At 39.9% G+C, this 23307-nt stretch carries 18 protein-coding genes and 1 pseudogene; 6 read left to right on the top strand and 13 right to left on the bottom strand.

Annotated features, from left to right (window positions below; genetic code table 11):
* Positions 1-91: 91 nt before the first annotated feature.
* Both HPE63_RS08610 and HPE63_RS08605 read right to left on the bottom strand, forming a co-directional pair.
* Positions 92-715, bottom strand: a complete 624-nt coding sequence (locus tag HPE63_RS08610) for a DUF2306 domain-containing protein (protein WP_188313867.1) — start codon at positions 713-715, stop codon at positions 92-94.
* Positions 716-719: 4 nt separating this feature from the next.
* Positions 720-2456, bottom strand: a complete 1737-nt coding sequence (locus HPE63_RS08605) for an alpha/beta hydrolase-fold protein (RefSeq protein WP_188313866.1) — start codon at positions 2454-2456, stop codon at positions 720-722.
* A gap of 142 nt (positions 2457-2598) precedes the next feature.
* Here HPE63_RS08605 and HPE63_RS08600 point away from each other — a divergent pair, with 142 nt between their 5' ends.
* On the top strand, positions 2599-2745 hold the full coding sequence (locus HPE63_RS08600) for a hypothetical protein (RefSeq protein WP_188313865.1): 147 nt from the start codon (positions 2599-2601) through the stop codon (positions 2743-2745).
* 36 nt (positions 2746-2781) lie between these two features.
* Here HPE63_RS08600 and HPE63_RS08595 read toward each other — a convergent pair whose 3' ends face one another.
* The 6 genes and pseudogenes from HPE63_RS08595 to HPE63_RS08570 all read right to left on the bottom strand — a co-directional run bounded on the left by HPE63_RS08595 (position 2782) and on the right by HPE63_RS08570 (position 10126).
* Positions 2782-4827: a M13 family metallopeptidase gene (locus HPE63_RS08595; protein WP_188313864.1), complete on the bottom strand. Its 2046-nt coding sequence runs from the start codon at positions 4825-4827 to the stop codon at positions 2782-2784.
* A 109-nt stretch (positions 4828-4936) separates the two neighbouring features.
* The gene (locus HPE63_RS08590) at positions 4937-5821 is read right to left on the bottom strand and encodes a bifunctional 5,10-methylenetetrahydrofolate dehydrogenase/5,10-methenyltetrahydrofolate cyclohydrolase (protein ID WP_188313863.1); all 885 of its coding nucleotides are present in this window, start codon (positions 5819-5821) and stop codon (positions 4937-4939) included.
* A 63-nt stretch (positions 5822-5884) separates the two neighbouring features.
* Positions 5885-6256, bottom strand: a pseudogene (locus HPE63_RS08585) (four helix bundle protein).
* 53 nt (positions 6257-6309) lie between these two features.
* Positions 6310-7647 (bottom strand): signal recognition particle protein, encoded by a 1338-nt coding sequence (gene ffh, locus HPE63_RS08580; RefSeq protein WP_188313862.1) that lies wholly within the window; start codon positions 7645-7647, stop codon positions 6310-6312.
* A gap of 190 nt (positions 7648-7837) precedes the next feature.
* Positions 7838-8290 carry a hypothetical protein gene (locus tag HPE63_RS08575; RefSeq protein WP_188313861.1) on the bottom strand — a complete coding sequence of 151 codons (453 nt, stop codon included), beginning with the start codon at positions 8288-8290 and terminating at the stop codon, positions 7838-7840.
* 72 nt (positions 8291-8362) lie between these two features.
* Positions 8363-10126, bottom strand: a complete 1764-nt coding sequence (locus tag HPE63_RS08570; protein ID WP_223198098.1) for a hypothetical protein — start codon at positions 10124-10126, stop codon at positions 8363-8365.
* 107 nt (positions 10127-10233) lie between these two features.
* Between HPE63_RS08570 and HPE63_RS08565 the strand changes: the two genes are divergently transcribed.
* The 3 genes from HPE63_RS08565 (at position 10234) to HPE63_RS08555 (ending at position 14381) form a co-directional block, all read left to right on the top strand.
* Positions 10234-10746, top strand: coding sequence for an RNA polymerase sigma factor (locus tag HPE63_RS08565; protein ID WP_188313860.1), 513 nt, complete (start codon positions 10234-10236; stop codon positions 10744-10746).
* A gap of 172 nt (positions 10747-10918) precedes the next feature.
* Positions 10919-11830, top strand: a complete 912-nt coding sequence (locus HPE63_RS08560; RefSeq protein WP_188313859.1) for a FecR family protein — start codon at positions 10919-10921, stop codon at positions 11828-11830.
* Positions 11811-14381: a TonB-dependent receptor gene (locus HPE63_RS08555; protein WP_188313858.1), complete on the top strand. Its 2571-nt coding sequence runs from the start codon at positions 11811-11813 to the stop codon at positions 14379-14381. The genes HPE63_RS08560 and HPE63_RS08555 overlap by 20 nt, the downstream gene beginning before the upstream one ends.
* On the opposite strand, the gene argS is transcribed toward HPE63_RS08555, so the two are convergent.
* Complete coding sequence (gene argS, locus HPE63_RS08550; protein WP_188313857.1) at positions 14382-16217, bottom strand: arginine--tRNA ligase; 1836 nt, start codon at positions 16215-16217, stop codon at positions 14382-14384.
* A gap of 115 nt (positions 16218-16332) precedes the next feature.
* Between argS and HPE63_RS08545 the strand changes: the two genes are divergently transcribed.
* Both HPE63_RS08545 and HPE63_RS08540 read left to right on the top strand, forming a co-directional pair.
* Positions 16333-16758, top strand: coding sequence for a hypothetical protein (locus HPE63_RS08545; protein ID WP_188313856.1), 426 nt, complete (start codon positions 16333-16335; stop codon positions 16756-16758).
* Positions 16755-18179, top strand: a complete 1425-nt coding sequence (locus HPE63_RS08540) for an SDR family oxidoreductase (protein ID WP_188313855.1) — start codon at positions 16755-16757, stop codon at positions 18177-18179. Before HPE63_RS08545 ends, HPE63_RS08540 begins: the two co-directional genes overlap by 4 nt.
* 64 nt (positions 18180-18243) lie before the next feature.
* Here the strand turns inward: HPE63_RS08540 and ctlX are convergent, their stop codons facing one another.
* The 4 genes from ctlX to HPE63_RS08520 form a co-directional block, all read right to left on the bottom strand.
* A complete protein-coding gene (gene ctlX / locus HPE63_RS08535) occupies positions 18244-19173 on the bottom strand; it encodes a citrulline utilization hydrolase CtlX (RefSeq protein ID WP_188313854.1) in 930 nt (309 codons plus the stop codon).
* 92 nt (positions 19174-19265) lie between these two features.
* Positions 19266-20180: a dimethylarginine dimethylaminohydrolase family protein gene (locus HPE63_RS08530; RefSeq protein WP_188313853.1), complete on the bottom strand. Its 915-nt coding sequence runs from the start codon at positions 20178-20180 to the stop codon at positions 19266-19268.
* Between the two features lie 107 nt (positions 20181-20287).
* Positions 20288-21574: a citrate synthase gene (locus HPE63_RS08525; RefSeq protein WP_188313852.1), complete on the bottom strand. Its 1287-nt coding sequence runs from the start codon at positions 21572-21574 to the stop codon at positions 20288-20290.
* A 133-nt stretch (positions 21575-21707) separates the two neighbouring features.
* Entirely contained in the window at positions 21708-23249 is a 1542-nt protein-coding gene (locus HPE63_RS08520) for a glycogen synthase (RefSeq protein ID WP_188313851.1), read from the bottom strand.
* Positions 23250-23307: the final 58 nt, after the last annotated feature.

Genomic DNA, 23307 nt, shown 5'->3' with positions numbered 1-23307 from the left:
GACATACTAAATTACATTTATTTAAGATCAACTAATAATATAGCCCCGTATTTTACTTAAGCATTATAGTGTGGACCCTACAATGAATCGATCAGCCTACGATCAACCCTTTTTTACGCACCCAGAAAAAAGCGAATACCATATTGGGTACCCAACATAACCAAGCAACAATGCGGTAAGCCACCACAAAATCATCAAAGACAAAGCTCAATATGGGCAACCAAATTCGAAGGGTAACCGCTGCAAAGCATGCGGCATAACTATAAATCATAAATCCTTTATGCAACGAAAAATCTTTTTTTCGGGCTGCGTTGTAAGCCATTATAGTTGTATAAAGCCAAATAATCCCCAAGGAAATAAAACCTAAAGAAGCTATTATGCCCCCAGTTGCAAAGAAACCAATATACAGGGCACACAGTCCACTGATAATCACCGAAATAACATATACTTTACCAATGACTCGGTGTCTTTTTAAATTTGAGTTCCTTACTTTTTCACTAAACTGGATCCATCCAATGAGTAAGGCAAGTCCACCCAGGAGAATATGTCCGTAAAATCCAATATTCCAAAAGGTGTTCGACAGCAGTTCATCACTTTTTGAAGCCAAAAGACCAAACTCCCTATCTACGACAAAATACATCAAAGGATATAAACCTATCGTCACGGCCAAAACCGCGAAAACCACCCATGATACCTTATTTGATGTATTCTTCATGAATTCATTTATAACGCCAACTCGTTAAATCGGCACCTTTTGGCGCACTTTCGGCAATACGTTTCATGATCTTGGGAACATACATGGAATTATACCGCATACGACTGATCGCATTGGGTTGGTCAGGATCCCCATTCCAGCAATGCTCTGCCCGATCACCATAAGCCACCTCCCCATCGTAATAGGGTTCAGTCGTGCTTTCTAAAAAATCCTCCATCAGATATACCGCATTGTTGAGATAGTAATTATCCATATCCCCACAATAAATATGGATTTTCCCTTTTAGATGATCCCCTAATTTAGCCCAATCGCGTTCCAGAATATAGCGCAGGTCATAATTCTCTTTCCAATATTCGGCTACCTTGTGGTCGATATCTCCAGAAAATTTATCCCACAAGCGTACTGGATATCCATCCTCTCCTTGGGGCGAATACGTAGCCTCCCAAATATCCCATTGCTGGCCAGACCTCGACTTATCGCCTAAAACCAATTCTAGATGATTGCCTTGACGCAAAGTGGATTGTATTTGGCCCAAATAATCGCGATGTGCCGGGACTTCCAATGTTTTGTGTTCACTTGGATAGTAGTATGCATTTTCATCTTCGTAAATATTGGTCAAGCAATACGCCCTAAAATCAATAGGGTCCGGACAGGCCGCAAAACAGCCATTGTATTCGTCAGGGTATTTAACCTGTACGGCCAGGGCTTCCCATCCTCCTGTAGAACCCCCATATAAAAAGCGGGACCAGCCTTCGCCCATTCCCCTAAACTGCCTCTCGATCTCTGGAATTAGTTCATAGGTTATGGCGTCGCCATAAGGTCCCTGGCTTGCGGAATTTACCGCATAGGAATCGTCATAATAAGGCGTAGGATGTTGTATTTCAATAATAAGGAAGCGGGGGAAATCCGGATCGATCCATCGTTTATAAAAATCATAGGATTCTTGTGCCTGAATGATATTGTATCCTTCCACATCGAAACGCTCAGAATATTCGGGTTTCATATTCGGGTCGGGCGGGGTGGTGCTAAACCCTCCAAAATCGGAGGGGAAATGGCCGTGAAAAACCATCAAGGGGTATTTGGCTTCCGGATGCTCCTTGAATCCTTTTGGGAGCAGAACATGGGCCCCCAAATAAATATCCCTGCCCCAAAATTCGGATAATTTTTCAGATTTCACTTTAATATGTTTTACCCATTCGGTATCCTCTGGTTCTTCAATAGGCGGAATTACCTGATCCATGACAACATCTACATTTTTGATACCCCTATCTGTTATGGTAATTTTAAAAGGTTGGCTGTACACGTTACCGGGAGATTTATTCCATTGTTGGCCCTCCCCATTATCCATAGGCAACTTTACCGAATGGCCTGTAGAAAGGTCGAACGTTTCATACACATGCAAAAGTGCCTGTACGTTGTACTCACCGGCAGGTACATCGGCAAGACTTGGATAAGGGTATCCAAATACCGTTTCGTCGAAAACTATGTTTTTACCTGCTTCCATTCCCTCAACGTTCATCCCAAAAATCAATTGGGTTTCGAGTCCGTCATTAATTTGAAATCGAGGTTCCTCGGCCTCATTATTAGAGAACATCAACAAAAGTCGGCCATCCAAAACATCTGAACTTGCGGTATTCGAAAATGATACATTGATACGTTTATCGGACGTTTTGTCCTGATCTGATTGACAACTGGCAAATACCATTAGTAGTGCAAATGGGAGTGAAATCCGCTTTTTCATATAGAAGATTGATTTTCAACAAAAGGTACTGATTTACAGCCAATCAATCAAACTTAACTGGGCCGTTCAAATAACAATTTTTTGAATATTACGTTATGAAATAGCAGCAACTTGGTATTGATACCTGTACAAATTACGGATAATGAAAAAGATAGTACTTATAGGAATGGTGTTGGCCAGCGTGATAACAATGGGCAGTTGTGACTATGATGATAGTAATGACATTGATATTATTGCACCCAATGACAGCACACAAACAGGGATTGACCTAAATAATAAAACCCTCTAAAAAGAGGGCTTTATATTCATTTTATTATTCTGGAGACTACCAAATTTTCACTCTTTCCTCAGGTGCCAAATACAAAGAATCGGTTTCTTTTACATTGAAAGTCGTATAGAATTCTGGAATATTCCGTACAACTCCATTTACCCTAAAGTCGGCCGGGGAATGGGGATCGGTATTGATTTGAACCCGTAACGATTCATCCCTAGCTTTGTTCCTATAAGATTGGGCATACCCGATAAATACCCTTTGGTCTCCTGTAAAACCATCGATTTTAGGCGACTCCTTACCTTCCAACGACATTTTATAAGCTTTCAATGCAATACTTAATCCGCCTAGATCACCAATGTTCTCTCCAAGGGTAAACTCCCCATTTATATTCAAATCAGGTAGTACCTCAAAACCATTATACTGCTCGATCAGTGCTTCGGTGCGCTTTTCAAACTCCTCTTTATCGGCTTCGGTCCACCAATTGCGCAGGGCACCATCACCATCAAAAGTACTGCCTCTGTTATCAAAACCATGTCCGATTTCATGGCCGATTATAGCCCCAATAGCACCATAGTTAACGGCATCTTCCGCATTCAAATCAAAAAATGGCGGTTGTAAAATAGCCGCTGGAAAAACTATTTCATTCATTGTTGGGTTGTAGTAAGCGTTCACGGTTTGAGGATTCATTCCCCATTCATCCTTATCAATGGGCTGACCTAATTTTGCCAGTTCCCTATTATGCTCCAATAAGGTAGATCTCTTTAAATTTCCAAATAAATCATCCGCCTTTATTTCAATATCATAAGATTTCCATTTATCGGGATACCCAATTTTTGGGGTAAACTTGCTTAACTTATCCAAAGCTTCGTTTTTGGTATCCTTACCCATCCAATCCAAATCCTTTATACTTACCTCATAGGCCTTTAATAGATTGTCGACTAAAATTTCCATATGGGCCTTGGCCTCTGGTGAAAAATGTTTTTTCACGTACACCTTACCCACAACTTCGCCCAATGCACCATTCACAGCAGAAACCCCTCTTCGCCATAGTGGCCGTTGTTCCTGTGTCCCTCTAAGTTCCTTGCTATAAAATTCCCAATTCTGATTGTCCAAAACTTCATTTAGCCTGGAAGCATTTGCATCCAAGACACTCCATTTTAGATAGGTTTTCCAAGTACTTAAATCAGTAGACGCAATAATTTTATCCAGCGCTATAGTATAATCCAAGGTTAATACACATAATTTATCCAGCTTTTCCAAACCGGATGCTTTCAAATAGTTATCCCAATTAAAATTGGGCATAATGTTCGAAAGGGTATCTACTGGAAACATATTATATAATTCTACCCAATTTCTTGCTTTCTCCTTTTCTAAATGCTTGGATGCAATTTTAGTTTCCAACTCCATAATTTTCTTGGCAGCATTGCTCCCTTCCGACATGTTAGCCAAATCAAACATTTTTTCTATGTGTTCTACGTATTTGGACTGTATTTCTTTTGATCTGTCGTCTGTTTTCAAGTAATATTCCCGATCCGGCAAACCCAATCCGGATTGATAGGCATAAACCGCATATACATCAGGGTTTTTAAAATCTGTACTTATAAACATGGTCATTGGATTGTTAATGCTATACGTGTTGGCGTAACCAAAATAAGTAGCCAATTCATCGTAGTTGCTAATAGCATCAATTTTGGCCAACTCAGGCTGCAAAGGTGCAACTCCCAATTCATTCCTTTTTTCCATATCCATATAGGATTGGAACAGGTCGCCCACTTTTTGTTCATCTGAACCCGCAGCAAAATCACCAGAAGCAGATTCCTCGATAATTTTCTTCACGGCATCCTCTGATTCTTCGTAAATAATATACGCCACGCCATAAGACGACTTATCAGCAGGAATCTCCGTATTCTTTACCCAAGTACCATTTACATAAGCTGAAAAGTCATCTCCGGGATTCACCAGGGTATCCATATATTGCGTAAGTATTCCTGATGTTAATTCCTTATTTTCGATGTTTTCTTTTTGATCGTTTTTACATCCAATTGCCATTAAAATAACCATGGCCAAAGTAGATTTTAATACTACCGTTTTTTTCATATTGTTTTAGCTTGAAATAGTTTTAGAATTCGACTATAAAATAAGAGTCATGTTAGATAAAATAATCCTTAGACTCCAAATAAAAGGCTTTTTTAAAAAGGGAATCCCTTTACTTTCTACCTCTATGCCTTTCTCGGGCTAATAAGGTATTCTTGAGCAGCATGGCAATGGTCATGGGACCAACCCCACCAGGAACAGGGGTTATAAATGATGCTTTTTTACTTACATTCTCAAAATCTACATCCCCGGTTATATAATATCCTTTTTCCTTGGTATCATCTGGAACACGCGTAATACCGACGTCTATAACGACAACATCGTCTTTGACCATTTCAGCTTTAAGGAAATTGGGCACCCCTAAAGCTGAGATAATAATATCTGCCTGGGAAGTTATTTGAGTTATATTCTTTGTTCTACTATGTGTCAATGTTACGGTCGAGTTTCCCGGGAATCCCTTTCGTCCCATCAATATACTCATGGGGCGACCAACGATATGGCTTCTACCGATAACCACCGTATGTTTGCCCTGTGTCTCTACGCCATAGCGTTCGATCAATTCCAAAATACCAAAAGGCGTGGCAGGAATGAAGGTACTCATGTCTAAGGCCATTTTACCAAAATTGGTTGGGTGGAAACCATCGACATCCTTGTCGGGATCAACAGCCATAATAACCTTTTGGGTATCGATTTGATCGGGTAAAGGAAGCTGTACAATAAAACCATCGATATCATCATTTTGGTTCAACTGTTCTATCTTTCTCAACAACTCGATTTCTGAAGTTGTACTTGGCATTTGTACTAAGGTCGATTCAAAACCTACCCGCTTGCATGAACGTACCTTGCTACCCACATAGGTTAAACTGGCCCCGTCATTCCCAACGATAATTGCGGCCAGATGAGGGACTTTCTCCCCGTTTTCTTTCATTTTGGCCACCTCAGCAGCAATTTCCTCTTTTATTTGATTCGAAATCTTTTTTCCGTCTAGAATTGTCATTTAAAAAGTATTCAGTTGGCAGTTGCAGTCTACAGTTATATATGTTTACAGTTTCCTGTAACATTAATTCTCCTTGACTTCAAATTTGCCCGGGTTATTTATCATATAATTTAATAATCTTCCAACTTCTTCACTACGTTCAGTTAGTTGATTAAAGTGATCATCACTAATATAATTGCACGCTTTAGCAAAATCTAGCCAAACTTGCGTCTCTGAATTTTCACCATCGGAATCGGTCAACTATCTGATCCAATTCTTAACATATCTTCGTTTTCTATAAGCCTCTGAAATATTGGCGCAAACCGACCTAGAGGATCGTCTGATCTGATCGGTCAACGAAAAGGTCTCTTCTTTAGGAAAGCTTTTTGATACTTGATAAACATCCATAGCTAAATCAAAACCTTTTTTATAACCTTCAAGCGTTTTAAAACTCATTTATGACCATTTAAAAGACGTAATTGCCGCTGCTAACTGCAACTGCCTACTATTTACTTTCGGCCCAAGCCTCCCCCCATCATCTGCATCATCTTTTTACCGCCACCACCTTGCATCATTTTCATCATTTTGCTCATTTGGTCGAACTGCTTTAATAGCTGATTGATTTCCTGTACATCCCGACCACTTCCTTTTGCAATTCGTTTTTTACGACTGGCATTCAATTTTGAGGGCGTAGATCGTTCGTCTGGGGTCATCGAATGAATTATCGCCTCAATATGTTTAAAGGCGTCATCATCTATATCCAATCCTTTCAACGCCTTTCCCGCACCGGGAATCATACCCATTAGATCCTTGATATTCCCCATTTTCTTGATCTGTTGGATCTGGCTCAGGAAATCATCAAAACCGAATTTATTCTTGGCGATTTTCTTTTGAATCTTTCGTGCTTCCTCTTCATCGAACTGCTCTTGTGCCCTTTCGACCAAGGAGATCACATCGCCCATACCCAATATTCGATCCGCCATTCTCGAGGGATGGAATACATCTATGGCCTCCATCTTTTCACCCGTACCGATGAACTTAATGGGTTTATCGACTACCGATTTAATGGATATTGCAGCACCCCCCCGGGTATCACCATCCAATTTGGTCAAGATGACCCCATCAAAATTCAGAACATCATTAAAAGCCTTGGCCGTATTAACCGCATCCTGGCCTGTCATGGAATCTACTACGAAAAGTGTTTCCTGTGGTTTTATGGCGTTACGGATATTCGATATCTCGTTCATCATCCTCTCATCGACTGCCAAACGACCGGCGGTATCAATGATAACCACATTATGGCCATTGGCTTTTGCATGGGCAACACCTGCTTGGGCAATAGCTATCGGATCATTATTCTCCCGATCTGAAAATACCTCAATACCAATTTGATCCCCAACTACATGCAACTGGTCTATTGCCGCGGGGCGGTAAACATCGCACGCTACCAACAATGGCTTTTTGTTTTTCTTGGTCTTAAGATAATTAGCCAACTTTCCTGAGAAGGTGGTTTTACCTGAACCCTGTAAACCAGACATTAGGATAATCGAAGGGGAACCTGACAAATCTATACCCTCAGTTTCGCCACCCATAAGCTGGGTCAGTTCATCCTTTACGATCTTGACCATTAATTGGCCAGGTTGTAAAGTGGTCAATACATTTTGGCCCAATGCTTTTTCCTTCACCCTATTGGTGAATTCTTTGGCTATCTTAAAGTTGACATCGGCATCCAATAAAGCCCTTCGGACTTCCTTGGTGGTCTCTGCCACATTTATTTCGGTAATCTGCCCATGTCCTTTAAGGACGTGTAGCGCTTTATCCAGCTTTTCACTTAAATTATCAAACATATTCTTTCCTTATTAGCGGAGGTTTGCAAAGTAAAGAAATATAGTGCCCATAGGCAAGGGAGTGTTAATAAGAATCGTGGATTGTTCAGTATTTTATCGAACAAGGAAAACCTAATCCTTTTGGTCTAAAATTTAAAAAGGCACCCATTTAAAATGGATGCCTTTCAAAAAAATGTGGGGCAAATAAGGTTTATTTTTTTTCAAAGGTCAAATAGTCGGTTGAACTTTCATCATCACTTATGTCGATCAGTTCGATTTTAGAGCTTGAATATTTCAAGACTTCCCAATCATCGGCAAGTTCTTCAAATATATCAGGGGCCGTGAAAAATATATTGAAATCGAGTTCATCGGCCTCCGATGTGGTCATTGACCACGCTCCCGACACTGAAGTATTCCCATCAGTTGCCCCAAGCGTACCATCGGAATTGAACCTAAAACTGAAACCAACATAGTTACTGGTTTCATCAATATCATCATCAGAATATTTGCTGATGCTCCAATCACCAGATTCAACCGTGGCTTTTATGCTTGCCATATCGGCCGCTGTGATTTCTTCGTCCACTTTTACTTCATCCTCACTGCAAGAACTGATCAGTCCTATACTAAGCAAGGCAATTGCCATACAAATTATTCTTCGTTTCATAGGTAAGTAGGTTTTTGGGGTTATGTTAACAAAGTAACCCCGATGCGCAAAGTCATCGGGGTTATCATAAATTTATTTCTTTTCGAAAACGAGATGGTCATATCCATCATAGTCATTCTCGTGCTTTAGCTCCAATCGGTTTTCTTCTATTTCTAGGATCTTGTAATCATTGCCTAACGGATAGAAGTTACTATCAGATCCAAAACGAATGATCATCTCCAATTTACCATCGCTATTTCGATACACATACCAGTTGCCTGCACTGATTTCGGTCATAACCATATCGAGTACCGTGATAGTACCATCCATACCAAATCTATAGGTATAATCGGCATAAGCCTCGGTAAGGGGGTCTTCATTTTGAGAGAACAAAGCCAATTCCCAATCGGTGTCATTGAATAATCCCCTGATCCAAGTTACATCTTCATCGTTATCATCATTATCACAATTCCTTTCAAGAATCAACATATAATCGGTACCGGGAATCTCAAACTTCAATCGCTCATTTCTAAGTTCACTTAAAGGCCATTCGAAACTAACTCCGGGTTCTTCACCCATTGTAATCGCCATTACCAAACGTCCTTGTTCATTAACCGTTATCTCCCAACTTCCTTGGGAAACTAGATCCCCATTGCTTAAAGTAACAACACCTTCAGCCTCGAAATTGAACTCAAAACCTAATAGTCTTTTTACTTCTTGGCCATCATAGAATACCTTTTTAATTATCCAGCCGCACTCTTTTAGTGCTTCACGTAAGGTAGTTGGATCATCGTTGATGATGTCACAACCTTTTTTCATGATTATCCTATTGCCGTCACTTACGTGTAATTTGATCGTACCTTCACCCTGCTCATATATAAACCATTCTAGATTAAAATCGACCAGTGTTTCAAACTCCAATTTGAGAAGTAGGGCGAAATCTGTCTCCCTGATACTCCATATACCTGTCATGCTGTTTCCTTCCCTATCATTTACAGTTACATTACCATCCTCTTTAAAATTCATTACATAGTCGAAGTATTGGTCTGTTTGTAATTGATCGTTTCTCTTTACCTCTTTGACCAACCAAGGGCACGATACCAAATAATCCGCTAAATCTTCTTGCGTAAAATCATCGTCATTATGGTCATTGTCATCATCCTCATCACATAATTCCTTTGCATTTTCAATGGCATTGGCCAATTCGGCGTTAGTATTCACTACCACCTCAGTACCATCATAAAGTTTTAACGTAATAGGAAAATCAATACCGATCAAATCATTTTGATCCAATCCGGCAAAGAAACGTCTTAGATTCTTATCACTTTCTACTGTGAAATTTCCTGTTTCCTCATTGTTGAGATCAAAAGTGTACAAGGTGATCGGATACACAAAATCAATACATTCAATGTCGTCATCATCGCCACCTTCCCTACATTCTTTGGCAAGTTCCCTTAGATCTTCGATACCGTTTATGGTAATCTCGGCATAATCCGCCAAGGTGATGGTAATAGGAAATATGATATCAATTATGTCCTCATCTTCCTCAAGGGCATCAAAAATCTCCTCAATGGAATCTAGGTCATCGATAGAATTAATGGTTAAATCGACTCCGTTGGCCTTGACCCGGTATGGAAAATTAATATTGAAACAGCTCGACTCGTCCACAATATTGTCAAAAGAGCCATCATTGGAACATGTATCCTCGATTAATTTTGCAGTTGTGGAACTCGCTGCAATCGCTTCTGCCTGGACACCTTCCTCCGGTAACGGTTCAAATTCATCCTGACAAGACGTAAAACTCAACGCTATTACCAGTAGGCTTGTGTAAAATGCGTAACTAAAAAACTTTTTCATAACGATTTGGTATTTTTTGTTCGTATGACTATGAAACAACCCACTTTAAAAATACCCTACCCTAATATTTCATTTTTTTCAAATATCTTTGGTACAAAACCAACGAATTGAACACGGACACCAAGGATAACGTATGTGATGAAGAGGTATACAGTACACTCTTCAGGGCTAATTCCAAAACGGTTTTTAACTACATATATTATAAGTACGGTAATGAAGAAAAAGCCTATGACGCTGTACAGGAAGCTTTTGCACGACTTTGGGAGAACTGTGCCAAGGTGACCCCGGCTAAGGCCAAAGCTTATGTTTATACCATAGCCAATAACCTTTACCTGAATGTATTAAAGGCTGAGAAGGTACGTTTAAAATATGCCGATAGGGTAACTACGACCAATCATGAGACCCCAGAATATGTCATGGAGGAAAATGAGTTTAAACTAAAATTGGACAATGCCTTGCAAGCGCTGCCCGAAAACCAGCGAACCACATTTTTATTAAACAGGATCGATGGTAAAAAATATGCTGAAATAGCCGAAATGGAAGGGGTTAGTATCAAGGCCATAGAAAAGCGGATGCATTTGGCTTTGAAATCCTTAAGGGAACAAATCGATGGAATATGAACGGGTTGATGGTTGATGGTTGATGGTTGATGGTTGATGGAAAATATTGACATTATTATTGTTTCCGCCCAATAATTATAATACCATCAACGACCAATTAATAACAAAAAATAAAAAGAACAAGTAGGGTTTTTAGAACCTGGATTGTTATTAAATAGTAAAGCTAGAAATCATGCAAGAGAATTACTTGGCAAAATGGCTCAATAACGAACTCACTGAGGAAGAACTCGCAGTATTTAAAAAATCTGACGAGTATGCTTCTTATCAGCGAATTCTGGAAGCTTCCAAAACCATGGAAGGGCCAGATTTCGATGTCGAAGATGCGTTGCAGGCCATAAAGAACAAACGAATCTTGCAAGAACCAAAAGTGGTGCAACTGAAACCGTTCAGAAGATTCCTGAAGGTTGCCGCAGCTGTGACCATTATTATGGTAGGCTCCTATTTTTATTTAAATACCTTAAATGAAAATATCACCACCCAGTTTGCGGAGAATAAAGAGGTGATTCTTCCGGATTCCTCTGAGATCATTATGAATGCCGATTCCAAAATAGCGTATAGTAAGAAAAAGTGGGACACAGAAAGAAATGTATCATTAAATGGTGAAGCTTTCTTCAAAGTAGCCAAAGGTGAACGTTTTACCGTAACAACAGATCATGGTACTGTAGCGGTATTGGGTACGCAATTCAATGTAGAAGGTCGTGAAGGTTTTTTCGAGGTAACCTGTTTTGAAGGTTTGGTTAGCGTAAGCTATAAAGGCTCGGAAACCAAATTACCTGCAGGCACTTCCTTTATGGTTGTTGAGGGCGAAATCGTCCCAGCTGAAGAACCAAAGAACCTAAATCCCTCTTGGATGGATAATGAGAGTACTTTTAAGAGTATTCCACTAAAATATGTTTTGGATGAATTTCAAAGACAACACAATGTAAAGGTCAAGACCCAAAATATTGATTTGGGTAAATTATTTACCGGCACTTTTAGCAACACAAATACAGATTTGGCGTTACAGAGTATTAGTGTACCTTCCCGAATAAAGTTTAAATTAGAAGGGAATAAAGTGTTGTTCTATGCCGAAAGCGCACCATAAACCGCTTTTATCGATTATTGCGTGCCTGCTATTGTTTTTTTCCTTCTCCAAAATAATGGCACAGGACGATTCCGTCACGGCTAAAAAACTCATTTCCGTACTTCGAAGCCTTGAAACTAGGTATGACATTAAGTTCTCCTATATTGATGCCGATATCACCGATATTACCATCAAAAGCAGCCATTTTGAAGATCTTCAAGACATACTTTCCGATATTCGAGATCAGACACAGTTGAAAATTCAAAAATTGAATGAGCGCTATTATACCGTCACAAAAAGCATAACGGTAGATATCTGCGCAACGGTTTTGGACAATTTCAAAGAAAATACCGTTACCGGGTCTTCAGTTTCGGTGCTCAATAGTGATATTGCCATGATTACCGATAGTGATGGATATTTTTCTATGGAAAATATTCCAAGAAAGTCGATGATCCAAATAAAGCATATAGGCTTTAAACCCTTGTTTATTACGGCAGAGGAATTGGTCAGCCATAATCCCTGTAAGACTTTAGTATTAGATTTGAAATACGAACAATTAGATGAAGTCATCGTATATCAATTTTTAACTACAGGACTAAGCAAGGAGATCGATGCCAGCATTCAATTGACCACTAAGGATTTCGGTATTCTACCAGGTTTGATAGAACCAGATGTCCTTCAGACCGTTCAAGCCCTGCCAGGAATTGAAAGTATTGACGAAACCGTATCGAACATCAACATCCGAGGAGGAACAAATGATCAGAACCTTATCCTTTGGGATGGTATAAAAATGTACCAATCCGGGCACTTTTTTGGTCTTATTTCAGCGTTCAATCCGTATTTGACAGACAAGGTAACCCTTATAAAAAATGGTACCAGTGCCCAATATGGTGATGGGGTTAGTGGGGTCCTAGATATGGAAACCAAAAATGATATTACCGGGGATTTTTATGGAGGTACCGGTTTCAATTTGATCAATGGGGATGTTTATGGCTATGTTCCCATTGCCCAAAATGCCGCATTCCTGTTCTCCGCACGACGCTCATTGACCGACTTTTTTGACACCCCGACCTATAATCAATTTTCCGATAGGGCTTTCCAAGATAGTCAAATCATGAGTACTAGTGGTCAGACCGACGAAATCAAAAGGACCCAGGATTTCTATTTCTATGATTTTACAGGAAAGCTTTTGTTCGATATAAGTCCCGACCACAAAGTTCGTATCAGTTTTATCAACATCAATAATAATCTGGATTATACAGAACAGAATCTTACGGCCTTACGCGAAACCAGGAGCAAGTTGAACCAAGTGAATATTTCTATTGGGGGTAGTTTGGATAGTCGTTGGAGCGATATCTTCACTACAAAAATCAATGCCTATTATACCCGTTATAATCTTGATTCGGATAATACTACCGTAAATTCACCTCAGCTGCTATCCCAAGAAAACGAAGTTATTGAAACCGCACTAAAGTTGAATACTGCCTATAGCTTAAGCGAAAATTTAACTTGGTCAAATGGATACCAATTAACGGAAACAGGGATTTTAAACTTTTCAGATGTGACCCAACCTCCATATAGCAACAAAATAAAGGGGGTTATGCGAACACATGCCCTTTTTTCCGAATTGGAATACCGATCTCCCGACAAGAAGCTCTTTGCTCGTGGAGGTACCCGTCTCAATTATTCTGAAAACCTCAACACCTTCAGTGAATTTTTTATCGAACCACGGCTAAATGTCAATTATGAACTTGTGGATAATCTTAAAATGGAACTACAGGGTGAGTTCAAGAACCAAACCACCCATCAGGTCGTTGATCTGGAACAAAATTTTTTGGGCGTAGAAAAACGACGTTGGTATATCGCCGACCCTGATAACCCTTTACTGCCCTTACCCATAACCAAAAGCAAGCAAGGTTCTTTAGGCCTCAACTATGACCACCCTAGCCTATATGTCGGTATCGAAGGATTCTATAAAGAAGTCAATGGTATCAGTGCGCGAACCCAAGGCTTTCAGAGTGAAGGGGAATTTAATGAGGAAATTGGAAGTTATACGGTAAAGGGATTGGAATTCCTCGTCAATAAAAAAACATCGGATTACAGTGCTTGGTTTAGTTATTCCTATAATCTAAACGATTATACCTTCGAGGATATCGTACCCCAGACCTTTCCCAATAATCTGGATGTACGCCATACCATCACCTTTGCCGGTAATTATACCTATAACAAATTTAAAATCGGTGTAGGGTTGAACTATAGAACCGGAAAACCGTATACAGAACCCGACCCCGACAACCCAGTGGATACCAGCTTTTTTCCCAGTCAAATTTCCTTTCAAGAAGCGAATAGTAGTCGGTTACCGGATTATCTAAGGATGGATGTTTCTGCCATCTATGATTTTAAACTATCGCCAAGGATAAATGCAACGGTGGGAGCATCTGTTCTTAACCTTACCGATAGAAAGAACATTCTTAACACCTATTATCGGCTTAATGATGATGATGAGATCGAGACCGTGGAAAGCGTTTCTTTGGGCCTTACCCCCAATATAAGTTTCAGGGTTAGGTTTTAACTACATACGTTCTGGAACTTGAATCCCTAATAACAAAAATGCGGATTGAATGACCTCACCGACTTTTTTAGACAATTGCACCCGTAACATTTTCTTTTGATCATTGGTTTCTCCCAAGATGGAAACTTGCTGATAGAATGAATTGAATTCCTTCACGAGATCATAGGTGTAATTGGCTATCAAAGCCGGACTAAAATTTTCGGCTGCCAATTTAATGGTCTCCGGAAAGAGTTGGATTTGCTTGATGAGTTCCTTTTCTTTTGGATGAAGCCCTAATTGGATGCCTACTTCGTTGGTAACGTCAAGTAGGTCTTGCTTGGTATCTTGAACCGCGGGATTTTCTAAACCTTCCAGATACAACTCCTCCGCCTTTCGTAGGATAGACTGTATTCGGGCATAGGTGTACTGAATAAATGGCCCGGTATTTCCTTGAAAATCGACAGACTCTTCAGGATTGAACAAGATCCGTTTCTTGGGATCTACCTTTAAAATAAAATACTTGAGAGCTCCCAAGCCTATTATTTTGTACAATTCCTGTTTCTCTTCTGTTGAATAATCTTCCAACTTCCCCAGCTCCTGTGCTATTTTGGCTGCCGTCTGGGTCATATCGTCCATTAGATCATCCGCATCGACCACGGTACCTTCCCTGCTTTTCATTTTACCACTGGGCAAATCGACCATTCCGTAACTTAGATGGTGTAACTGGTCTGCCCAGGCAAAACCCAATTTTTTCAGAATCAGGAACAACACCTTAAAATGATAGTCCTGTTCATTTCCCACGGTATAGACCATTCCCATAACATCGGGATAATCCTTTACCCGTTGGATGGCGGTACCTATATCCTGGGTCATATAAACCGCTGTCCCATCGGAACGCAATACGATTTTTTCGTCCAGTCCTTCATCGGTAAGATCGATCCAGACACTACCGTCCTCCTTTTTATAAAACACCCCTTTTTTCAAACCATCGGCAACGACATCCTTTCCCAAAAGGTAGGTGTTACTTTCAAAATATAATTGGTCAAAATCAACGCCAAGGTTTTTATAGGTTTCTTCAAAACCCGTATACACCCAACTGTTCATCTTTTTCCAAAGGGCAACCACTTCATCATCCCCGGCTTCCCATTTTCGTAGCATATCTTGGGCTTCCATAAGAATGGGGGCTTCTTTTTCGGCAACTTCCTTTGCGATGCCCTCTGCCACCATAGCTGTTACTTCGGCTTTATAGGTTTTATCAAATGCAACATAATACTTCCCGACCAACTTATCGCCCTTTAGACCTGTACTCTGTGGTGTCTCCCCTTTACCGTATTTTTGCCAAGCCAACATACTTTTACAAATATGTATCCCCCTATCATTTATGATTTGGGTCTTATACACCTTTTTTCCTGATGCCTTTACTATTTCTGCAACCGAATACCCCAACAGGTTGTTTCTAATATGGCCCAAATGCAAAGGCTTATTGGTATTTGGTGAAGAATATTCGACCATTATCGCTTCCTTACTGGTATTTGTTTTATACCCGAAATTCCGAATATCCTTAATCGTATTGAAAAACCGAAGATAATACGCATCACTGATCACAACATTCAAAAATCCTTTGACTACGTTATATCCGGAGACCTCTTCGACATGTTGCTGCAAATAATCCCCGATCTGGTTGCCTATGCGCTCAGGATTACCCTTGACAAAACGGAGCATAGGAAATACGACAATCGTAATATCCCCTTCAAAATCCTTACGGGTGGGTTGAAATTCCACATTCGGCAATTCTACGTTGAAATTGGTAAAAATGGCTTCTTTGACCTTTTCTGAAAGGACATCTTGGATATTCATCGATTATTGAATTTAAGCAGCAAAACTAAACAATTTTTAAGCTTTAATAGTGATGCGCAGCTGTTAATCACAAGGATTTGGTTAACTTTAGTACCGCTAATGAAAAAGAGATACTATGTTATTGAATGTTTCTTACAACCATAGGGATGTTACGCGCAAAGTCGATGAGGAAGTCGGAAAACCTTTTACCTTAAAAGAGCGCTGGGCCATGGGTGGTATTGGATCCCCCAAGTTGTTCATCACAGAGGCCAGTCTTGAAATCAGGAATTTGCTCATTTTAGACAACAACATCGATTGTTGTAATATCGAGTTAAGGCCCAAGGGTATTATTGTACGATTTCGTTCTTTGTTAGAAAGCTATGCCCTGGTTATTCCCTTTTATAAATTGACCGTTTACAAAGGTGATTTCGCCGTATATTCGGTTTATAGAGACCATCACTTTATAAAAGTCAAGTCGGACACCAAGGCTATTCAAAAGTTTTTTAAGAAGATTTTGGATTTTAGGACCGAAAACAAACCCACTTCAATCGAGGATATATGAAAATTCTTCTCACTGGCGCCAATGGTTATATAGGAATGCGATTATTGCCACAACTATTGGAATTGGGCCATGAGGTAATCTGCGCAGTGCGGGATAAAAATCGCTTTTCAATTGATGAGGATACCAAAGCCCAATTACAAATTATCGAAGTAGATTTCTTAAAGGAATATACGCCAAATCTTATTCCCAAGGATATTGATATCGCGTATTACCTTATCCATTCCATGAGTTCGTCAACTTCCGACTTTGATGTTAAAGAAGCTCAATCGGCTGAAATGTTTAATCGATATATGGCCGATACCAGGGTAAAACAGGTCATTTACTTAAGCGGTATCGTCAATGAGGAAAAACTCTCAAAACATTTGAGTTCGCGTAAAAATGTCGAGGAAATTCTGTTTCGTGGCGGCTTTAACCTTACGGTACTCAGGGCGGGTATTATTGTGGGATCAGGGAGCTCCTCATTTGAGATTATCCGAGACCTTTGTGAGAAGCTACCTCTTATGATTACCCCGAAATGGGTGTTGACCAAAACCCAACCTATTGCCATTAGGGATGTTGTACGTTTTTTAACAGGGGTTATAGGGAATGAAAAAACCTATAATGATTCTTTCGATATCGGTGGGTCTGATGTACTAACCTACAAACAAATGCTTCAACAATATGCTCAAACACGAGGTTTTAAGAATTGGATTGTCACCGTACCTATTATGACCCCCAAGTTATCCTCCTATTGGCTGTATTTCGTAACCTCTACCTCATATAAATTGGCCATGAACCTTGTAGACAGTATGAAAATGGAAGTTGTTGCCAGAGATCGAAGGTTACAGGATATTCTAGGGATCGAAACCCACAGCTACAAAGAAGCCATAGCTATGGCCTTTAAGAAAATTGAACAAAATCTGGTCATCAGTAGTTGGAAAGACAGTATGATCAGTGGGCGTTTTCAAAAAAACCTTGAAAAATATATTCAGGTTCCCAAATATGGTGTGTTGAAAGATGAACAAAAAAGAAAGGTCAAGGATGCGCAGGCCGTTTTGGAAAACATTTGGAAAATAGGGGGTGAAAATGGGTGGTATTACGGCAATTGGCTATGGAAAATCAGGGGATTTATCGATAAATTAACTGGCGGTGTTGGGTTACGAAGAGGGCGAACGCATCCCGATAAGATTTTTCCTGGTGATGCCCTGGATTTTTGGAGGGTGCTTTTGGCTGATAAAGAGGCCAAACGATTGTTGCTTTTTGCCGAGATGAAACTGCCAGGAGAGGCATGGCTCGAATTCAAGATCGATGAAAACAACGTCCTACATCAGACAGCAACCTTTAGACCACGTGGCTTAAAAGGCAGGTTGTACTGGTACAGTATTGTTCCTTTCCATTATTTTATTTTTGGGGGAATGATTCGAAATATTGTCAAAACGTAAAAATCTTTCATTCATACGTTCAAAGCCACAACTATGTTGCTAAAAGATTCTCTAATTTAATACATTAAGCTTTTGGCAAAAACACTTCGGCCATCATGCAACGGGCACTACCGCCACCGCAGGTTTCGATGGTATCCAAGCTACTATGTACGATCTCACAATACTTTTCAATGTTCTTTATTTGCAGAGGGGTAAGACTATGATAAGCCTGCGAACTCATTACCATTAATCTCTGTTCATTTGCACCAATAACCTGCAACATATTTCCAGCAAAATGGTGCATCTGTGCTTCTGTTATTTCAATAATTTCCTTACCATCTTTTTTCAGATGATGTATTACATTTTTACGTTCATTTTTATCATCGATGGAATCCAGGCAAATAACCGCGAAATTTTCCGCCATGGCCATCATTACATTGGTATGGTAAATGGGTAAGCGTTCCCCATTCACTGTTTGATTGGCATTGAAAATAACCGGGAAACAATCAAAATCCTCACAAAACTCGATGAACAACTCTTCATGTGCCCGATCTGAAAGCGCACAATAGGCTTTTTGGTTCACCCTATCCTTTAAAATACTCCCTGTGCCTTCCAAAAAAACCCCTTCTTGCTCGGCAGCCGTATAATCTATGATTTCGTTGATACTAAAACCATGCTGTTCCAAAATATCAAAAATATCATCACGTCTTTCCAACCTTCTATTCTCGGCGAACATGGGATACACTACTACAGTACCATTCGCATGGAATGAGACCCAATTGTTGGGAAAAACGGAATCTGGAGTGTCGGGGTCTTTACGGTCTTCGACAACAATAACATTTACGCCCTTACTCCTCAATACCGAAACAAATGCATCAAATTCCTCCTGTGCTTTTGCGTTTATGGTCTGGTTCTTCAAATCCATATCTTCCATGAAATAATTGTTCACGGCCGTTTGTTCGTTCATCCTGAAATTCACCGGACGAATCATTAAAATGGTATTTGTAATCTGCATCTTCTAAAATTGGATGTTTGGGTAAAATTAGGTTTTTAGCCCTGTATGGACTACTTAAAAAACAAAAACATACTAGAATATATAAAGTTGACCTATTCCCGTACCAAGGGCAACGTGCTGCAACGGAGTAACCCACCTTGCTTTGAGACTTCGGCGTACGGAATTTCCTCAACAGTGAACCCCTGAGCTCTCAACCATCTGTTTAAACGGTTGAAATTACGTTCTGATACAACAACGTCCGGAGCGATCGAAAAAACATTACTACACATCTGATACATTTCATCTGCGGTGATTTCAAAAACATTCTCCTTTCCAAAATATGCTAACAGCCATTCATATTCCTCTTCGATCAAAAACCCATTTTTATGCAAGATCGCCTTGTCCTTACCAACAGGTTGAAAACAACAATCTAAATGCAATGCATTCTCTTTGGGGTTGGTTATCGATTTCCTCAATTCGAAGGACTTGACTTTTTTGGATGGAAACATTTTCCTAATATACTCCACCCCCTGCCAATTGGTCCGGGCTGTAATATAATCCGGATAATCCTTTCCCGTATACGTCCCGATAAAGATATAATCGTTCCAAGGCATAACATCCCCCCCCTCAATATGAACCTCATTTGGGGGATATAAAATATTCCGAGGGTCCATTTTGTCGAGAACATGAAGTATGGCTTCAAATTCCTCTTCCCGGTCAGGGAGAATATTCGCCTTTATCAATTTGTCTTCGATCACAAAGGCAATATCCCTCGAAAATATCTGATTGCAGTCCGGGAGTACCTCTGGGCGAAAAACCCGAACACCATACTTCTTAAAGACTTTTGCGAATGCTTCCATTTCCAAAATCATATCCTCTTCCTTGGGGTAAGTACCCGCTAGAATATGCTCTAGGGATTTGGGATCATAAGCCGCTGCAGGAAGTGGTATGGGACCACTTTCTTTGGCAGTACCTAGAACTACAGCTTTTAATTTTGAAGTTTCGTCTTTTATATTAAGATGTAGCATTGTACTATTTTGCGCAAATATATGAATTCGGTTATGGCGACCATAAAAAACCACCTATTTCCGACAATGCAAATAGGTGGTTTAAATATACCTTCATTTCAAAAGGATCACTTCCTTTTTTTCAATGGCACGAAAGGCCTAGAGGTTTTACCAATATATACTTGCCTAGGACGGCCAATAGGTTCGTTTCGTAATCGCATTTCCCTCCAATGGGCAATCCAACCAGGTAGTCGACCCATGGCGAACATTACTGTGAACATTTCCGTGGGAATGCCCAATGCACGATATATTATTCCCGAATAGAAATCAACATTGGGATATAATTTTCTATCTACAAAATAAGGATCTTCCAAAGCCACTTTTTCCAAACCCTTCGCTACATCCAAAATAGGGTCTTCTAATCCCAAATCACTTAACACCTCATCCGCTGATTTTTTAAGTATTTTTGCCCTTGGATCAAAATTCTTGTACACCCTATGTCCAAAACCCATTAACCTAAAAGGATCGTCTTTGTCCTTGGCTTTCGCCATATATTTTTGAGTGTCCCCATCATCTTCATCAATCGCTTCGAGCATCTCTAGAACGGCTTGATTGGCCCCACCGTGTAAAGGTCCCCAAAGAGCGGATATTCCTGCAGATAACGACACGAACAAGCCAGCGTGCGATGAACCGGTTATCCGTACTGTGGAGGTGGAACAGTTCTGTTCATGATCCGCATGTAGTATCAATAACTTGTCAAGCGCATCAATAGCGATCTTATTGGTTTTATAATCCTTATTTGGCCTTTTGAACATCATCTTATGAAGATTTTCAACATACCCCAAATTATCATCCCCATAATCTAGGGGTAATCCTTTTTTCTTACGCATGGTCCATGCAACAAGAACTGGGAATTTGGCCATGATACGTACAATCGCGTGGTACATGTCTTTTTCAGAGGATACGTTGACCGAGGAAGGATTAAAAGCTATTAATGCACTGGTCAATGATGACAATACGCCCATTGGGTGTGCCGATTTAGGAAACCCATCCAAAATCTTTTTCATTTCCTCATCTACATGGGATTCAGCCTTTATATCGTTATGGAATGTTTTCAATTGCTCCTTAGTTGGCAATTCCCCAAAAATGAGTAAATAGGCAACTTCCAAGAAATCGGCCTTTTCAGCTAAATCCTCAATCGAATAACCCCTATACCTGAGCATTCCCTTTTCCCCATTCAGAAAGGTAATGGCACTCTCACAAGAACCGGTATTTTTAAAACCGGGATCTATGGTAATCATTCCTGTTGTTGGCCTTAATGTTTTAATGTCAATGGCCAATTCGTCTTCAGTACCTTTAATTACCGGAAACTCATATTTCTTACCATCGTATTCAAGAATTGCTTTATCAGACATTTGTATGTATTAATGAGTTAATATGAAAAGTAAATTTAAGAAAAACGCGTCATTTTAACAATTGAGCGAAGGATAATAATCTAACTTCATGGCCCTTTTTGACAATAGTGTAAAACAGCCAATAAATTAACCATCAACCGCATAAATACAACAACTTGTAGTAAGCATCAACGGACTTCTTCCAGGTAAATCTCATCTTCTTGGCATTGGTCTGTATTTTCTTCCACAAGGGCTTGTCATTCGTATATATATCCAATGCCAAGTCATACGTGTCAAGCATGTTCTTAATCTTTTCGTCAAAGGTATCCCCATCAAAACTAAATCCTGTCTTCATATGCTCAACCGTATCTTTTAATCCTCCTGTATGATGTACCAGACATGGCACCCCATTTCGCATTGCCAGCATTTGGCTTATACCACAAGGCTCAAAGAGGCTTGGCATGAAATAGAGGTCCGATTCAAGGTAGATTGAATCAATCAATCTTTCTGATTGACCATTGGTAAATATGAAGTTTCTATTCTCATAACTTATTTTCCTGAATAATTCTTCATATTCAGGAGCCCCAGTACCTAATAGTATAAAAATGCCATTTACCTTTTCCAGTTTTTTGAGAATTGCAACAAAGGCTTCCGGTGAACGTTTAAAGAAATAAAATTTCTGCTCTGTTAAACGTGCCACGCTAGAAACAATAAAACCGGGCCTACTCTCTATGATGTGCTTCATAATTTTTTCGCCCGTGTGGGCCAAAAAATCCGCTTTGTACTTTTTAGTTTCATCTTGTAGCCACCGAAACAATGCTATCACCGTGTTTCGGTAAATCATTCCCTTGGTTTCTACGTTAATATTACTATAGTTACTCCCATTTAAAATACCAAAAAGACGTCCTTGTTCATCGGCTTCCTTCAAGTCTTTCTCGAGGCCCTCGCCTCCAATGAACTCAGGTGGCCTACTGGGCAGCATAACATCTTCCTTATAGGAGGGCGAAACTGTATGTACAGCATCTGCAAAGCGAATACCCACGGCCATTAGATTTATACAGTCTTGGTACCTATAGTCTTTCAACTTCTCAGTGTCGTATGAAATATTTGGAAACCAGTTTCTTAATGAGGCATAATTATTTTCAAAAGGTCTAATGCCCTGAATGGCCAAATTATGAATAGTATATACAAACCTTATTTTTTTAAGTGACCCGTATGCTGGATGATAGGTTTTTAAAAACAACACTAGGCTTGAGTGCCAATCGTGCATATGTACAATGTCTAACTCACCAAAGGCCCCTTGCTTAATAGCCTCTGCCACAGCGGTACAGAAAATTACGTATTTTATAAAATCTGTAAAGAAAGGTTCAACAGAGTTATCATGGTAAATCTTTGCGATTTCACCCCCTTCAATCTCAGGATGATGGATGACATAATGGTGGATATTACTGAATTCTTTCTTGGGAATAACTTCATATAATTCGGCGGTGTAGGTAGTGCCCCTCAATTCAAAATTAAGGTTGGTCTTGAACATACCCCCATGATGTAAACGTGAATAAGCAGGGACAACTACATGTACCTTATCTCCCCGTTCCGAAATTTGTCTAGGGACATCGCGGACCACATCGCCCATACCCCCTGCTTTGCACTTATGTAATCCGTCATTTTCGGCGGCAACAAATAAAAAGTTATTCATGTAATATAGTAATCATTGATTAGTAGTAGATATTTTATTAAGGTAAGTAAATTTGGTC

It is taken from the genome of Maribacter arenosus, from assembly GCF_014610845.1.
GTDB classification, from domain to species: Bacteria; Bacteroidota; Bacteroidia; order Flavobacteriales; family Flavobacteriaceae; genus Maribacter_A; species Maribacter_A arenosus.
Note: the sequence above shows the minus strand (reverse complement) of the source record. Positions and strands in the feature narration are given on the sequence as shown.

What these genes read in the sequence shown, in the direction of transcription:
- HPE63_RS08595 (WP_188313864.1), bottom strand. Translation starts at nt 4,827, where the DNA reads ATGAAAAAAACGGTAGTATTAAAATCTACTTTGGCCATGGTTATTTTA.
- ffh (WP_188313862.1), bottom strand. Translation starts at nt 7,647, where the DNA reads ATGTTTGATAATTTAAGTGAAAAGCTGGATAAAGCGCTACACGTCCTT.
- HPE63_RS08520 (WP_188313851.1), bottom strand. Translation starts at nt 23,249, where the DNA reads ATGAATAACTTTTTATTTGTTGCCGCCGAAAATGACGGATTACATAAG.
- ctlX (WP_188313854.1), bottom strand. Translation starts at nt 19,173, where the DNA reads ATGCAGATTACAAATACCATTTTAATGATTCGTCCGGTGAATTTCAGG.
- HPE63_RS08555 (WP_188313858.1), top strand. Translation starts at nt 11,811, where the DNA reads ATGCCGAAAGCGCACCATAAACCGCTTTTATCGATTATTGCGTGCCTG.
- HPE63_RS08610 (WP_188313867.1), bottom strand. Translation starts at nt 715, where the DNA reads ATGAAGAATACATCAAATAAGGTATCATGGGTGGTTTTCGCGGTTTTG.
- HPE63_RS08560 (WP_188313859.1), top strand. Translation starts at nt 10,919, where the DNA reads ATGCAAGAGAATTACTTGGCAAAATGGCTCAATAACGAACTCACTGAG.
- HPE63_RS08570 (WP_223198098.1), bottom strand. Translation starts at nt 10,126, where the DNA reads ATGAAAAAGTTTTTTAGTTACGCATTTTACACAAGCCTACTGGTAATA.
- HPE63_RS08605 (WP_188313866.1), bottom strand. Translation starts at nt 2,456, where the DNA reads ATGAAAAAGCGGATTTCACTCCCATTTGCACTACTAATGGTATTTGCC.
- HPE63_RS08545 (WP_188313856.1), top strand. Translation starts at nt 16,333, where the DNA reads ATGTTATTGAATGTTTCTTACAACCATAGGGATGTTACGCGCAAAGTC.
- HPE63_RS08600 (WP_188313865.1), top strand. Translation starts at nt 2,599, where the DNA reads ATGAAAAAGATAGTACTTATAGGAATGGTGTTGGCCAGCGTGATAACA.
- HPE63_RS08575 (WP_188313861.1), bottom strand. Translation starts at nt 8,290, where the DNA reads ATGAAACGAAGAATAATTTGTATGGCAATTGCCTTGCTTAGTATAGGA.
- HPE63_RS08525 (WP_188313852.1), bottom strand. Translation starts at nt 21,574, where the DNA reads ATGTCTGATAAAGCAATTCTTGAATACGATGGTAAGAAATATGAGTTT.
- HPE63_RS08590 (WP_188313863.1), bottom strand. Translation starts at nt 5,821, where the DNA reads ATGACAATTCTAGACGGAAAAAAGATTTCGAATCAAATAAAAGAGGAA.
- HPE63_RS08530 (WP_188313853.1), bottom strand. Translation starts at nt 20,180, where the DNA reads ATGCTACATCTTAATATAAAAGACGAAACTTCAAAATTAAAAGCTGTA.
- HPE63_RS08540 (WP_188313855.1), top strand. Translation starts at nt 16,755, where the DNA reads ATGAAAATTCTTCTCACTGGCGCCAATGGTTATATAGGAATGCGATTA.
- argS (WP_188313857.1), bottom strand. Translation starts at nt 16,217, where the DNA reads ATGAATATCCAAGATGTCCTTTCAGAAAAGGTCAAAGAAGCCATTTTT.